The organism is Elusimicrobiota bacterium (assembly GCA_028718185.1).
Lineage (GTDB): Bacteria > Elusimicrobiota > UBA8919 > UBA8919 > UBA8919 > JAQUMH01.
Genome location: JAQUMH010000008.1, coordinates 50,157 through 65,604 on the forward strand (window position 1 = coordinate 50,157; position 15,448 = coordinate 65,604).

The 15,448-nt window shown below is 37.1% G+C and carries 13 protein-coding genes; all 13 read left to right on the top strand.

Annotated features, from left to right (window positions below):
• Positions 1-10: 10 nt before the first annotated feature.
• The gene (gene dnaA / locus PHE88_09825; GenBank protein MDD5688113.1) at positions 11-1,369 is read left to right on the top strand and encodes a chromosomal replication initiator protein DnaA; all 1,359 of its coding nucleotides are present in this window, start codon (positions 11-13) and stop codon (positions 1,367-1,369) included.
• Positions 1,370-1,677: 308 nt separating this feature from the next.
• A complete protein-coding gene (gene dnaN / locus PHE88_09830; protein ID MDD5688114.1) occupies positions 1,678-2,784 on the top strand; it encodes a DNA polymerase III subunit beta in 1,107 nt (368 codons plus the stop codon).
• Positions 2,785-3,099: 315 nt separating this feature from the next.
• Entirely contained in the window at positions 3,100-3,390 is a 291-nt protein-coding gene (locus PHE88_09835; GenBank protein ID MDD5688115.1) for a DUF721 domain-containing protein, read from the top strand.
• 8 nt (positions 3,391-3,398) lie between these two features.
• Complete coding sequence (gyrB, locus tag PHE88_09840; GenBank protein ID MDD5688116.1) at positions 3,399-5,849, top strand: DNA topoisomerase (ATP-hydrolyzing) subunit B; 2,451 nt, start codon at positions 3,399-3,401, stop codon at positions 5,847-5,849.
• Between the two features lie 301 nt (positions 5,850-6,150).
• On the top strand, positions 6,151-8,616 hold the full coding sequence (gyrA, locus tag PHE88_09845) for a DNA gyrase subunit A (protein MDD5688117.1): 2,466 nt from the start codon (positions 6,151-6,153) through the stop codon (positions 8,614-8,616).
• Positions 8,570-9,019 carry an archease gene (locus PHE88_09850; GenBank protein ID MDD5688118.1) on the top strand — a complete coding sequence of 150 codons (450 nt, stop codon included), beginning with the start codon at positions 8,570-8,572 and terminating at the stop codon, positions 9,017-9,019. Before gyrA ends, PHE88_09850 begins: the two co-directional genes overlap by 47 nt.
• 166 nt (positions 9,020-9,185) lie before the next feature.
• Entirely contained in the window at positions 9,186-10,349 is a 1,164-nt protein-coding gene (locus PHE88_09855; protein MDD5688119.1) for an MFS transporter, read from the top strand.
• Between the two features lie 455 nt (positions 10,350-10,804).
• Positions 10,805-11,797 carry a Fic family protein gene (locus tag PHE88_09860; GenBank protein ID MDD5688120.1) on the top strand — a complete coding sequence of 331 codons (993 nt, stop codon included), beginning with the start codon at positions 10,805-10,807 and terminating at the stop codon, positions 11,795-11,797.
• Positions 11,798-11,938: 141 nt separating this feature from the next.
• Positions 11,939-12,547, top strand: coding sequence for a hypothetical protein (locus PHE88_09865; protein MDD5688121.1), 609 nt, complete (start codon positions 11,939-11,941; stop codon positions 12,545-12,547).
• 146 nt (positions 12,548-12,693) lie between these two features.
• A complete protein-coding gene (locus tag PHE88_09870; GenBank protein ID MDD5688122.1) occupies positions 12,694-13,041 on the top strand; it encodes a hypothetical protein in 348 nt (115 codons plus the stop codon).
• A 79-nt stretch (positions 13,042-13,120) separates the two neighbouring features.
• The gene (locus PHE88_09875; GenBank protein MDD5688123.1) at positions 13,121-13,816 is read left to right on the top strand and encodes a class I SAM-dependent methyltransferase; all 696 of its coding nucleotides are present in this window, start codon (positions 13,121-13,123) and stop codon (positions 13,814-13,816) included.
• 109 nt (positions 13,817-13,925) lie between these two features.
• Positions 13,926-14,654 (top strand): hypothetical protein, encoded by a 729-nt coding sequence (locus PHE88_09880; protein ID MDD5688124.1) that lies wholly within the window; start codon positions 13,926-13,928, stop codon positions 14,652-14,654.
• A 26-nt stretch (positions 14,655-14,680) separates the two neighbouring features.
• Positions 14,681-15,445, top strand: a complete 765-nt coding sequence (locus tag PHE88_09885; protein ID MDD5688125.1) for an alpha/beta fold hydrolase — start codon at positions 14,681-14,683, stop codon at positions 15,443-15,445.
• The last annotated feature ends 3 nt before the right edge of the window (positions 15,446-15,448 follow it).

The following is a 15,448-nucleotide window of genomic DNA, read 5'->3' on the forward strand; positions in this document are numbered from 1 at the left end:
GGAATAAATAATGAGCAAATCTCCGCAAGAATTGTGGGAAAACTGTCTGGAAGTTATTAAGAAGACTCTTCCTGAAAAATCTTTTGAGCTGTGGGTAAAACCTGCCAAACCGGTTTCAGTTAACGAAACCGCATTCACAATTGAAGTACCTAATAAATTTTTCGTGGATTGGCTCAAAGGAAATATCCAGGAAAAAATTGAAAAAGAACTTTCTAAACAACTTGGCTCATCTATTAAAATTGATTATACCGTAATGCAAAATCTCGACGAATTTTTAAAAAGAACTGAGCAAACTATTGAACCGATACCTCTTGCCCAGGAAGAAACAATTTTTTCAGATACCCAGTTTAATCCTAAATATACATTTGATAAATTCATTGTAGGCAGTTCAAATAAATTTGCCCAGGCAGCAGCACTTGCAGTAGCAGATGACCCAGGAAAAGCATATAATCCTCTTTTTATATATGGCGGTGTTGGTCTTGGTAAAACACATCTTTTCCATGCAATAGGGCATAAAATGAAACAAAAAAATCCCTATGCAAAAATACTTTATATCACTTGTGAAAAATTTGCCAATGAAATGATTTCTTCAATTCCAAATCGCACAATGCCCCAGTTTCACCAAAAATATCGTTCACTTGATGCTCTTCTTATTGATGACATTCAATTCCTCGGTAAAGGAGAACAAATTCAGGAAGTTTTTCATCATACATTTAATGCACTTTACGATTCCGGCAAACAAATTGTTCTGTCAGCCGACTCTGCGCCAAAAGAAATTATTACGCTCCAGGACCGGCTTAAAAGCAGATTTGAGTGGGGTTTGGTTGCAGATATACTTCCGCCCGATTTAGAAACAAGGATAGCTATATTAAAAAGCAAAGTAGTTGACGAGCGGATTCACGTGCCTGAAGATGTTATCCTTTTCATTGCTTCAAATATAAAAGCAAATATCCGGGAATTAGAAGGTGCTCTAATAAAAATAGTCGCGCACGCATACCTTACCGGAAGTCAAGTTACTATTGACAAGACACAAGCCATACTTAAAGATATTATAAAAGGTCCTATTGAAGATGCTCCAATAACAATAGAAAAAATACAAAAAATCGTTTCAAAACATTTCTCATTAGATATAAAAGATTTGAAAAGTAAAAAAAGAACAGACGCCATTGCACACCCAAGACAAATAGCAATGTATCTTGCAAGAAAACTTACTGAACTTTCAACAATTGAAATTGGTGAATCTTTTGGCGGCAGAGACCACACAACAGTTCTTTATTCATATGATAGAGTAGAAAAAGCTATAATAAAGGATCCGATTTTTTCATCAGATATCGCTAAAATAATCCAGGATATCAGGAATATTAAGTAAAAATGAATATCGTAATAGAATTAAATCTCGTAGCCGCACCGCCTTGCGGTGCTAATAAATACTTATTCGATAAATGTTAGTAATTTTTAAATATAGTTAGTAAGTACAAAAAAATTTGCTTTTATTTGGTTATGCGACTAACTTCTTAAGTTATCAACCTATTAACTAACATTAATAAATATCTGAAAACCAGTAATTATAGAAGGGAAAACACCAAATAAAAAAATAACTAACATATTAACAGCCCTTATGATGGTTATTATGATAAATTAATAACATAATAAAACAAATAAAAAGGAGGAACAAAGATGAAAGTTATTTGTATGAAGGATGAATTATTAAAAGGAATAGGGATTGTTTCAGGAGCAGTATCACAAAGAAGTACGCTGCCATTACTTTCAAATTTGCTTTTTGATGCTAAAGATAGTCAGCTTATACTTGCAGCAACAGATTTAGAAGTAGCAGCAAAAACAATAATTAAAGCACAAGTATTAAAAGAAGGCGGAATAACGCTTCCGGGTAAATTAATTGCAGACATTATAAGAAAGGTTGATAATAAAGAAATTGAAATTACTATTGAAGACCAGGGAAAGGTTCTTATAAAAGCAGGAAAGACAAAATTTACAATTGTTGGTATTCCAAAAACAGAGTTTCCGGTTGCAATTGATTTTGAAGGCGGGAAAACATTTCAAATCAGCACAGCAATCGTAAAAGAGATCATTACTAAAACAAAATTCGCCATATCAACCGATGAAACAAGGTACGTTTTAAACGGCGTTTGTTTTGTTGTAGAGAAAGGAAAGGTAATGATGATTGCCACAGACGGCAAACGGTTAGCATTTATATCAAAAGACAACGTTGTTGATAAAAAGCTTTCATTTACTTTTATAATTCCGTCAAAAGCGGTAGAAGAACTCTTAAAAATTATATCAAATACCTCAAGTGAAGAAATGGAGATAGGTGCGTTTGACAACCAGGTCGGATTTAAAATTGGCGATACAATATTACGTTCCCGGATTATTGACGGGCATTTCCCGAATTACGATCAGGTAATACCAAAAGAGAAAAAAGGAAGTATTAAAATAAATACAAAGGAACTTCTGGACGCAACAGACAGAATCTCACTTATTTCATCAGGCAGAACTTCATCAATTAAATATTCTGTAAATAAAGGAAAAATCCTGTTATATTCAATGGAACAGGGACGGGGCGAAGGTAATGATGAAATAGAAACGGATTACAAAGGCGAGCCGTTCAATGTTGCATACAATCCAAATTATGTAGTAGATATGTTAAAAGTTGCCGAAAGCGATGAAGTTATATTTGAATTTACAACACCTGTCAGTCCCGGTGTTTTAAGGCCAGCTAACGATCCAAATTATCTATATATAATTATGCCCATGCGGCTGGAATAAAGAAATAATCAAAGATTCCCGATTAAAACACTCTGGAATGACACATAAGAATTTCAATGTTATCACGCCGAGAGCGTGAAACTACAATTTAATTATAATTTTGTAGTAGTCGCCAGACCTTCGGCAAGCCTAACTTGATGTACAGGAATTTCAATGTTTAGCAGAGCTAACGCTCCGCGGCTACAATATCAACCGGTTTGTAGCTGCAAAGCAAAGCTTTGCTTAATTTGCGATAAAATAATTCGAGTTAGATTAGCGACCATTTGCGTTCCCGAACGAACCTGCCTAACGGTAGATAGGAGTGAGGGTGATTTTGTGAGAAAAGGAAAAGTAGTTCATATATCTGCCTGCGTTGATAAGTTTTTAAGTAAGAGTTCTTTTAATCCGGACGGATATGCGTTAAGAGTATTTTTTGATGGATTTGTAGGTCCAAAAATTTCCAGGCACGCTCAACTTATAAAATGTTCAAAAGATACGGTAATTATATTAGTAAAATCCCCGGTAATAAAAAATGAAATTATGTTAATGAGAAGAAAAATAATAAAAGCGATTAATTCTTTTTTAGGCGATGAAAAAATAAAAAATCTTAAAATTATACAGGAGTAAAATTTAGTATGTCAAAAGAAAAAGATTCAGAACAGTATGGCGCGTCTAACATTCAAGTTTTAGAAGGATTGGATGCCGTCCGCAAAAGACCTGCAATGTATATCGGCTCAACAGGGGCAGAAGGGCTCCATCATCTTGTTTATGAAGTTGTAGACAATGCTATTGATGAAGTGCTTGCGGGTTTTTGTAAAACGATAGAAGTAGTTATTCACGATGATAATTCCGTTTCTGTAACAGATGACGGGCGCGGCATTCCCGTTGAACCGCACCCGAAGTATAAAAATATGTCAGCGTTAGAAATTGTGATGACAAAATTGCACGCAGGCGGAAAATTTGACCATGATTCATATAAAGTTTCCGGTGGGCTTCATGGTGTAGGCGTTTCTGTTGTTAATGCACTTTCTGAATATCTTGAAGCAGAGGTCTACAGGAACGGCAAAATTTACTACCAGAAATATTTAAGAGGCAAGACAGATGCACCGCTGAAAGTCAAAGGCAATAGTGATGATATCGGCACAAAAATTACATTTAAGCCGGACAAAGAAATTTTTTCTATTACCAGAGAATATTCGTTTGATACATTATCCAGTCGGTTACGCGAACTTGCATTTTTAAATGCCGGAACAAGAATTACCATTATAGATGAAAGAGAAGACAAAGAACATACCTTTTTTTATGAAGGCGGGATTGTCCAATTTGTAAAATATCTTAATATGAACAAAAGCCCGCTGCATGCCGACCCCATATATTTTATGAAGGAAAAAGACGGGATAACGGCTGAAGTCGCAGTCCAGTATAGCGACAGTTATTCAGAAAATGTTATTTCGTTTGCAAATAACATAAATACACACGAAGGCGGCACGCATCTTGCCGGGTTCCGCTCGGCGTTAACCAGGGTCATAAATGACTATATAAAAAATAAAGAACTGATTAAGGATAAAAACGTATCGCTTTCCGGTGAAGATGTTCGTGAAGGACTGACTGCTGTTATTTCGGTAAAAATTCCCGACCCGCAGTTTGAAGGACAGACAAAAACTAAATTAGGAAACAATGAAGTTGAAGGAATTATGAAATCAATAGTCGGTGACGCGCTTTCAACTTTTCTGGAAGAGAATCCGACTGTCGCGAATAAAATTACGGAGAAAGCAGTTGTCGCTGCCGAGGCGAGAGAAGCAGCGAGAAAGGCAAGAGAGCTTACAAGAAGAAAAGGCGCACTGGATAGCGGGTCTTTACCCGGGAAACTTGCCGATTGCCAGGAACGGGACGCTGCAAAATGCGAGATTTATATAGTTGAAGGAGACAGCGCAGGCGGTTCTGCAAAACAGGGACGTGACAGAAAGTTTCAGGCGATACTTCCGTTAAAAGGAAAAATTTTAAATGTTGAAAAATCACGAATTAACAAAATGCTAGCCAATGACGAAATAAGAACGCTTATTACTGCACTTGGCGCGGGAATCGGGCAGGAGGATTTTGATATAAGCAATCTCAGGTATCACAAGGTAATCATTATGACCGATGCCGATGTTGACGGAGCTCATATCAGAACGCTGCTTTTAACATTTTTCTACCGCCAGATGACCCAGCTTATTCAAAACGGCAACGTGTTTATTGCACAGCCGCCGCTTTTTAAGGTGAAAAAAAATAAAAAAGAGATTTATGTTGAAACAGAAGAAAAACTTGAAAGTATGCTTTTAGAAGAAGGGATTAGTAACTTAAAAATATTTAAACTTGAAAAGGGCAAAGCTTCAAAGGAATATGATTCTAAAAAACTTTCAGGAATACTGAAAAATCTTATTGAATTTGAAACACTCATTAAAAAACTAATAAGGAAAGGCGTCACCTGGGATGATTATCTGGCATTTAAGAAAAAAGAAAAAATGCCGCTTTACAAAGTTGAAACAGAAGATAAACCCGAATATATTTATACTGATAAAGAGTGGAAAAACTTTAAAGCGGAATATTTAAAGAAGAAAAAAGAAAAAATGACTGAAAAACTTGCAACAGCCGGCGAATTACCGCTTGAAATTAGCGAGGAAGAACTTGGAACCGAAGTAAAAGATCTTTGGGAACTTGTAAAATTAGACCTTGTAGTCAAGAAGCTGGAATCAGAAAATGTAGAGTTGGATGATTATGGCAACGGCGGAGGAAAACCGTTATATAGAATAAATTCAAATAATGAAGATATAGATGTAAAAAATTTCAGGCAGTTGATTGATACGGTAATGGAACTGGGCAGGAAAGGGACATCTATACAACGGTATAAAGGACTTGGAGAAATGAACCCTTCACAGTTGTGGGAAACTACGATGGACCCAAAAAACAGGAAACTCTTACAAGTAAAATTGGAAGACGCAATAGAAGCCGATAAGATATTTACAACTCTAATGGGCGACAAAGTAGAACCGCGCCGTTTGTTCATAGAACAGCACGCCCACGAAGTAAAGAATCTGGATATTTAAGGACAGGTAATAGGGGATAGTAGATAGTAGGTAGGTCCCGCCACTAAACCGATGGCGGGCAAGCATAGTTCGTAGCGGGCGCCCGCCTTGTCACGAGGCAGGATTGCTATGCGACAGATTATTGTAGCTGCACCACCTTGCGGTGCCGAATAAATTGTCGTTGACCGCCACAATTTATAGGCTGACTTAATTTTTAAAAAAGGGACTTTAATTTATGGCTGAGAAAGAAAAAGACGAAGAAAAAGAGAAACCAGAGAAACCAAAACAGGAAAAACCAGAACCGATACCGCAGCAGATTAATATGGACAGGGTAGTCTCGCGCAATATTGAAGATGAGATGAAAACATCTTATATTGATTACTCGATGTCCGTTATTGTCGGTCGTGCTTTGCCTGATGTCAGAGATGGCTTAAAACCCGTTCATCGTCGTATACTTTATACGATGAAAGAAATGGGTTTGAAACATAACACAGCATACAAGAAATCAGCCCGCGTCGTTGGAGACTGTTTAGGTAAATATCACCCGCACGGGGACATGTCAGTATATGATGCGATGGTCAGAATGGCGCAGTATTTCTCGCTCCGTTACCCGCTTGTAGAAGGTCAGGGAAATTTTGGTAGTGTTGACGGGGACCCGCCGGCTGCAATGCGTTATACGGAAGTCCGGCTCGCTCCGATTGCAGAAGAACTGCTTGGCGATCTTGATAAAAATACAGTTGATTTCGGACCTAATTATGACGGTTCGCTTACAGAACCGCTTCTATTGCCAGCCAGACTTCCAAATCTTTTATTAAACGGCTCATCCGGTATTGCGGTTGGTATGGCAACAAATATTCCGCCGCATAATCTAACAGAAGTCTGTGATGGTATATCCGCAGTTATTGAAAATCCTGAAATAGATATTCCGGAACTTTCCAAAATTATAAAAGGACCGGATTTCCCGACAGGCGGTATTATTTTCGGTAAGCAGGGAATAAAGGATTATTTTGCAACAGGGCGGGGTTCAATAAGAATCAGGGCAGTAGCAGAAATAGAGGATATAAAAAGCGGGAAGACGGCAATAATTGTCAATGAACTTCCATACCAGGTAAATAAAGCAGTACTTATAGAAACAATAGCCGACCTTGTAAAAGATAAAAAAATTGAAGATATATCCGACATAAGAGACGAATCCGACAGGGAAGGTATGCGTTTAGTAATTGAAGTAAAGCGTGACGGCAACCCGCAGGTTGTCCTGAACCAGCTCTTCAAACATACCCAGATGGAATCGTCTTTTGGCGTGATAATGCTGTCGCTTATCAACAACCGTCCTAAAGTACTCAATATAAAAGAAATGCTTTACCAGTATATTGAACACAGGAAAATAATAATTGTTCGCCGCACAAAATTTGAACTTGCCAAAGCTGAAGCTCGAGCACATATATTAGAAGGACTTAAAATCGCGTTAGACAATCTTAATAAAATCGTAAAATTAATAAGAGAATCAAAAGATGCCGATACTGCAAGAACCCACCTGATGGAAGAGTTTAAATTATCAAAAATCCAGGCACAGGCGATTTTGGATATGAAACTTGTACAACTGACCGGACTGGAACGGGAAAAAATTGATGCAGAATACCTTGACCTTATAAAAACAATAGAACGGTTAAAATCAATTTTATCCGACCCGAAGAAAGTCCTTACAATAATTAAACAGGAACTTGCAGAATTAAAGGAAAAATACGGAGACGATAGAAGAACGAAAATATTAGCAAACGCCGTTGACTTAGACATGGATGATTTAATACAGGAAGAAGACGTTGTTGTATCGATTTCGCATGCCGGTTATATTAAACGAATGCCGACAACGACATATAAGACACAAAACCGTGGCGGCAGAGGCGTTACCGGTATGACTACACGCGATGAGGATTTTGTTGAAGATATGTTCGTCACTTCAACACATTCTTATATGCTCCTTTTCACTAACAGAGGGCGTGTTTACTGGATAAGAGTTTACGAAATTCCGGAAGCGACCAGAACTTCCAAAGGCAAAGCGATAATTAATCTTGTCCAGCTTTCTACTGCTGAAGAAAAAATTACGGCATCAATCCCGATAAAATCGTTTGAAAAAGAAAAGGCGACTTATCTTTTAATGGCGACAAAAAACGGGACAATCAAGAAAACAGAACTTTCAGAATACTCAAACATCAGGAAGTCAGGTATTATTGCCATAAATCTTGAGGATGGCGATTCCCTGATTGATGTAAAACATACTGAAGGCAAAAGCGAGATAGTTATTGCGACAAAAGAAGGGCTTGCTATCAGGTTCAACGAAGATGATGTGAGATGTATCGGCAGGAGCGGCAAAGGCGTGCGTGGAATTCGTCTGAATAAAGGTGACGATGTTATAGGTATGGAAACAGTCATGCCGAAAGACACGGTCTTAATCGCGACAGAAAACGGTTATGGGAAAAGAACAGAAATTGACGACTATCGCGTACAATCCCGCGGCGGTAAAGGCGTTATTAATATAAAAACAACGGATAGAAACGGAAATGTAATCGGTATAAAAAATGTTAAAGATGATAACGACATTATGCTGATGACACAGCAAGGTATAATGATAAGAATGGCGGTCAAAGGTATTTCCGTTATAGGACGAAATACGCAGGGCGTACGGCTCATCCGTCTTGGTGAAGGCGATAAGCTGGCATCCATTACATATGCAGCAAAAGAAGATGACACCGATAACGATAAAGAAAAAGAAAAAGGTAAAGATAAATAGATTTAAAATTATCAATCATACAGCAGACGTTGGCATTATTGTAACCGGGAAAACAATAAAGAAACTTTTTGAGAATGCTGCTTTTGGGATGTTTTCGTTGATTACCCCTCTTAAAAAAGTACAGAAGAAAATTTCAATATCCGTTTCAATTAAGTCAAATAATTACGAAGAACTTCTGGTAGCTTTTCTAAACGAACTCCAGTATTATTACGCTGTTAAGAAATTACTTTTCAAAGATTTTAAAATCTCCAAAATAACCAAAACCCATCTAAATGCGAATGTTTCAGGTGAAAAAATTTCCAAACATGAAATTCTACACGACATCAAAGCCGCCACATACCACAACTTGAAAATAGATAAAACGCTAATTGGTTTCCAAACCCAAATAATTTTTGACGTTTAGGCAATGTTTTCCGTAGCCGCACCGCCTTGCGGTGCCGCTTTTGTTCCCTGGTGTTCTGTAGTCGCAGACCCTTGGTCTGCTGATGTTATATATTTGTTGTGAAACGTCCATATTTCGTAGCTGCAGAGCAAAGCTCTGCGTTCTTAGCTAGTATTAGTTATCTACTATGAAAACCATTTTAAAATCAATCCCGCGCGATTTCCTGCTTTTTATATTTGCAGTCATCTGTATTGGATTTGCACAGAGTATAGTTGATTCCACCTTCAACAATTTTCTTAACGAGCGATTTCACATAACAAGCTGGCAAAGAACTTTCCTTGAATTACCCAGAGAAATACCGGGACTGATAGTTATTTTCGTCTCTGCTCTTTTTTTCTTTATGTGTAACAGAACACTCGCCGCACTATCACAATTTCTTGCAGCTTTAGGAGTTTTCTTTATAGGACTTTTGGCATTCAATTATTCAATAATGCTTGTCTGGCTGTTTATATACAGTTTAGGACAACATCTTTTCCTGCCGCTTGTTTCCGACGTAGGAATGGAACTTGCCGGTGAAGGCAAAACAGGAAGAAGACTGGGCCAGCTCCAGGGAGCAGGAAATTTTGCAGCAATTGCAGGAAGTTTTTTCATATTTGTCGGATTTAAATATTTTAGGCTCAATTTTACCATAGCATTTATAATATCGGCACTCTGTTTTCTTGCGGGAGCGTTGTTTATATATTCAATGAGAAAAAATAAACCGGTCCCGCTTAAGACAAAATTCAAATTCAGAAAAGAATATAAACTTTTTTATATACTATCCATACTTTATGGAACAAGAAAACAACTTTTTCTTACTTTTGCACCTTGGGTTCTTATTACTATTTTCATGCAAAAAACTCAGGCAATTGCAACGCTTCTGACAATCGGGGGAATTATCGGAATAATATTCAAGCCGTTACTAGGGCATGCAATAGATAAATACGGAGAAAAAACAATACTTGCAGGCGAAGCCATTGTACTGATTTTTGTATGTTTAGGATACGGGTTTTCTAAAAAGATGTTTTCGGTAAATATTGCATTGATAATAACATCCGCATGTTATGTAGCCGACCAGCTTTTAATGTCCGTAACCATGGCGAGAGCCACGTATCTTAAAAAAATAATTGTTGACCCGCAGGAATTAACATCAACGCTGACCATGGGTGTATCAATTGACCATATATTTTCAATAACAGTAGCACTTACCGGCGGCATTATCTGGAAATTATACGGATACGAATACATCTTTTTATTAGGCGCACTCATTGCCTTAACAAACCTGTTTTTCACCCTGAAAATAAAAACATAATTCACTTTAATCGCAAAACGAGTAAATATCCTTTATAATTATCTGCCAAAGATTCAGTCAAAAGCTGATTTTGTCATTCCCGAACGCTTACATCGGGAATCTAAATGCATTTAATGTATTCGCAGACCCTAATTATTAGAAAGTCTGTCATTCCTGTGAACAGACTGTGTCGCAATGTCATTGCGAGCGTTAGCGAAGCAATCTCATAAAATGTATCTCGTAGAAGAAGGGATTGCCACGAGCCAATAAATTGGCTCTCGCAATGACAAATCGTGGGTTATGACACAGTCTGGAAAACGGGAATCTCTGAAGTTGTTTATCTGATGTTATGTAGTTGTCGAGATTGCTTGACTAATATAAACAATCTCCAACCAAATCAAAAAGTACTTGACTTTCTTCAAAACTATATGTAAACTATAGTTGTCATCTGGTTGTCATAAGGAGAATCAATCAACATGTTAAATAATATTGAAATTAGACCAAGAGTAATGAAAACATTATCGGAGATTGATTATCTGCAAGGAAAAATCGCAGGTAGTTCAGCAAAAGGAATATTCGTTCCCGTAGTCCAGAAAGAATCGGCTATAATAATGGCATATGCTTCAACAACAATTGAAGGAAGCACATTAACACCGCAAGAAGTCAAGCAAGTATCTGATGGTGAAAGACCACGAAAACCGGAACTTCATATACAAATGGTTAAAAATTATCTGGATGTTGTTCGATGGATAAGAGAAAAAGAAAATACAAAAGTTATTACAGAAAACAACATTTTTACCTTGCACAAAATTATCGGTGAAAAAGCAGTTGCCGGCGGTCCTGTAGGTAAATACAGGAAAGTTCAAGTATATGTCGGGGACCATACACCACCATCATCTGAAAAAGTGCCGTATTTAATGAAAGAGTTTTTAGAATGGTTAAATAACAAAAGCCACCAATACCATCCAGTCTTATGTTCAGCGATTGCCCATTTTGAAATTGCAACCATACACCCGTTCCGTGACGGCAACGGCAGAGTAGCCAGAGCATTAGCCAGTTGGGAATTATATCGCCGCGGATTTGATACTTTGCACGTTTTTACACTTGACGATATTTTATTGGAAAACAGACAATTCTACTATCAACAATTAAACAACGCAAGAAAACCCGGTGGTTTAGCTAACTGGCTGGAATATATATGCGATATTACAGCCGAAGGGCTTGAGCGGGCGTATAATCGTCTTATATCGGCACAGGTGACGGCAAAAAAACTACCTTCACTTTCAGAAACACAAAATAAATTGCTTGTAATGTTGGCACAAGATGGTCCAAAAACAATGAAACAACTTACAACAGAACTTCGTATTACCCGTCAGGGTGTTTACAAGATGTTAAATCCGTTACTAAAAACAAAAAGAATCATACGCATTGGTACCAGACGCAACAGACAATATTCAATTACAATTTGATTGTAAAAGATAGCACCCAATTATTTAAATATCTTTTACAATTTGCTATAATCAACTTAAAGTAAAGACTTTTGTAATAAATCTTGCATTTTTAGATGTTGTGTGATTACTCCATTTGAGCAGGAAACAACACTTTAAAATATGAAAATAAATAAGACCACTCTTTTATATGTTTCTTTCCTAACTTCCAGTATAGTTTTTAATTTTACTGCCTCGGCATCAGCTAGTGATGGGATTCCAATGATAACCATTATAATGCCTAGCATGATTTTAAGTTTAATACCGATAATTTTTATTGAATCTTGGGCATTTCGTCACTTTATCAATATTTTATTTTGGCGTTCGCTAAAAATAATGAGTCTTGCAAATCTTGTTTCAGCGCTTCTTAGTATTCCTATCGTTTTTATAATCTTACTTGGACTTGCAATTTTGATTGCCGTTCCATTAGAAATGCTTCACATAAACTTAAATTCATCAAATTTTTTGAGTAAGATATTTTTTTTCACTTTTGGAACTGCGACGCTTGAACCTGAACAGTTTTCTTCTTGTGGGATAGTTCCTATCACTGTCCTTGTTTCACTTATTCAATGTTTTTTCGCTTCATGGTTTTTAAAATATACCGTAGCAAAACAAATGATGAAGGATTTTGAAAAATCACTTATTAGAAACGCTACATTGCGAACAAACCTTATTTCATATAGTTTCCTTGTTGTATTGGTATTAATTATTTCATTCTATTCCAATAAATAAAATGTAACTGGGACAGTTCTGATATTTTAATTTCTATATAATTCAACAAAAATCTTTAATGGGAATTGGGAATAAAAAACAAATGTTATCTTCCCAAGCCAGTTTATTAAGGTCGTGTCGTAAATATTCTAATGAAAGGGGGACAAATGAAGAAAGTTGTAATGGTACTCTGTATTTTATTGTTTGGCTTGCTGGTTTGGGGACTCATCCAATCGAGTAATGTCTCAGTAGTGGTGAACGGGCAAGAGCTTTCTAGTCCAATGAAAGCAGTTGTAAGTGCCTGGGGTCTTCTTGTTGCCATAGTGGTTCTATTTTGTGTGGCGATTTTGCTGACATTTGTCTTGGCTGGGGCAAGTCTATTGTTTTTAGGTTTCATCGTGTTGGTCGGTGTCATTCTTTCCGTTGTTTTGTTTCCGTTTTTGTTGCCTCTCTTACTTCCCTTGATTATCGTATGGGTTTTTATTTTAGGTGAAAGAAGAGGCAAGAAAATTTAACGATAGGCGTTTAAAAACCACGCACACAATAACAAACAGTAAATAGTGACACGAATATTACATATATAGAGGCATGACAATGGCAAACTCAGGAACAAGAATAAAACAGATAAAAGAACATTTTGAGAAAGAGGCAAAGGAATTTGATAAGATGTTCTTTAAGGTTGCACCTCATTATATAGATGTCGTAGATATATTAGTGTCCGCGATTCCTTTTGAGAAAAATAGCAGAATAAATGTTGTAGACTTGGGTTGCGGGACCGGAAATATTACGAAAGCACTGTTAAAAAGATACCCTAATGCTAATGTTACTTGTGTAGATATTGCCAAGAGTATGCTCGAAATGGCTAAAAACAAGCTAAAAAAATATAAAAATGTGAAATATTGGTGCGTAGATATCACGAAGTTTGATTATTCTCCAAAATATGACGTTATAATTTCATCGCTTGTTTTACATCACATTGAAGAAAAAGATAAATATAAATTTTACAAGAAAATTTATAATTCGCTTAAACAAAATGGAGTTTTTTATACTGCAGACTTTGTACTCGGCTCAAATCCGCATCTGCAAAAAATGTATTTGTCCAGATGGGAAGAATTCTTACGCCGCAATTGGAATGAGCAGCAAATTAAAGCTATATTTTTAAAACATAAACAGGAAGATAGACCATGCAAGCTGATTACTGAACTTGAACTGTTAAACAAAACAGGTTTTAAAGATGTTGATGCCATTTGGAAACAATTTAATTTTGCAGTATACGGCGGACAAAAGTAAAATCTCTTTTTTATATTTTTGAATGAGCGATAATATTATTATTGGTTTTAAGAGGAATGAGTAATTTAATATATAAATTGAAAAGAAACGAATATGAGGAGCTAATATCATGTGGAATGTATCCTGTAAGCCAAGATGGGTGCGTGGAGTTGTTCTCTTATTATTAATATTATCAGTTGACAAGGCATATGCCCATCGAGACGACTATCTGGATGAGACACTTGTATATCTAACCCTTGAGAGAGCTGAGGTGGAGACCGAATACTGGTTTGACTACGGTAATAACCGTCAAAACGCAAACAACTTTCTTCGTCACCACGCAGCGGTTGAGTGGGGAATCACTGACCACTGGATGGTAGATGGCAGGGGTACTATTAAGAGTGCAATCGGAGATGCGACGACATTCGATGGAGGCAGAATCGAATCACGCTACCGTTTCGCGGAAGAGAATGCTCTTCCCGTAGACATTGCAATATCTGGAGAGCTGAATTGGGAGCGAAACAAGACCGGAGACATAACCTCAGGTATTGAGCCACGGGTAGTACTTTCTAAGGATTTTCGCGAAAAACTCAATTTTACTTTAAATATGTCAGAGGAGCTTCGCTTCAATGTTGGCACTCCGGCCTTTCTCATTGCCGCCGGTATACGATATAACTGGACAGAACTAGTCCGAATTGGAACGGAGTTACACTACGATACACAGGACCATGCCGGATCGCTAATCCCACAGGTATGGTTTGCACTTCAAAAAGGTGTTACAGCGAAAGTAGGTTACTCTGCAGGACTCGATAATAATTACGAAGATTTCGGTCGCCTTGCATTTGAGGTTGAATTCTGAATTGCTGTAAATAGGAGTTTATAAAAATGAAATTTAAAACTGAAGGTGGTTTTATAATAACTTTTCTTTTTGTTTCCCTTGTTTCTTGTTCAAAACCAATTTCTGATTCCGAGCCGAAATCGGAGATGATAACTAAAGACGGGGTTGTGCTTGTTGGGAAATTTGTTTCACCGGGTGACCGGAATAAACTCACATTTATACTTTTACATGGGCTTGGAAGCGGCAAGTCCGAGTGGTTTGGTTTTGCAGATAAATTATCTAAACGCGGGTATGGATATTTAGCAGTTGATATTCGCGGTCACGGTGAAAGCACCAAAACAGAATCCGGCGGGGAAATCAGTTATCAAAATTTCGGTATGCCCGGTCCCGATTCTCAGTGGAGCAAGATAATCGGTGATGTAGATGTTGCAGTAAATTATTTAACCAAAAAAAGAAATATTAAAAAGGACTCAATCGCTTTAATAGGTGCAAGTTTGGGAGCGAATGCCGCACTTATATATTCAGCGAACCATAAGTTTATCCCGTTTGTAGTCCTGCTATCACCAGGATTGAATTATGCCGAATTATTGACTGCACTTGCTATGAAAGAATATGGAAAAAGACCTATTTTGTTTGCGGCGTCCCCATTGGATAAGTATGCTTATGAGAGTTCCGGCAGATTGGTAGAAATTGCCAATGGAAACAATATAAAATATGCCTTTTTAGAAGGTAAAAATAGCCAGCACGGTGTCCAGATGTTTGACGGTAAGTTTGAAAATAAACTTCTTGACTGGATAGATCAACAAAAATAATAA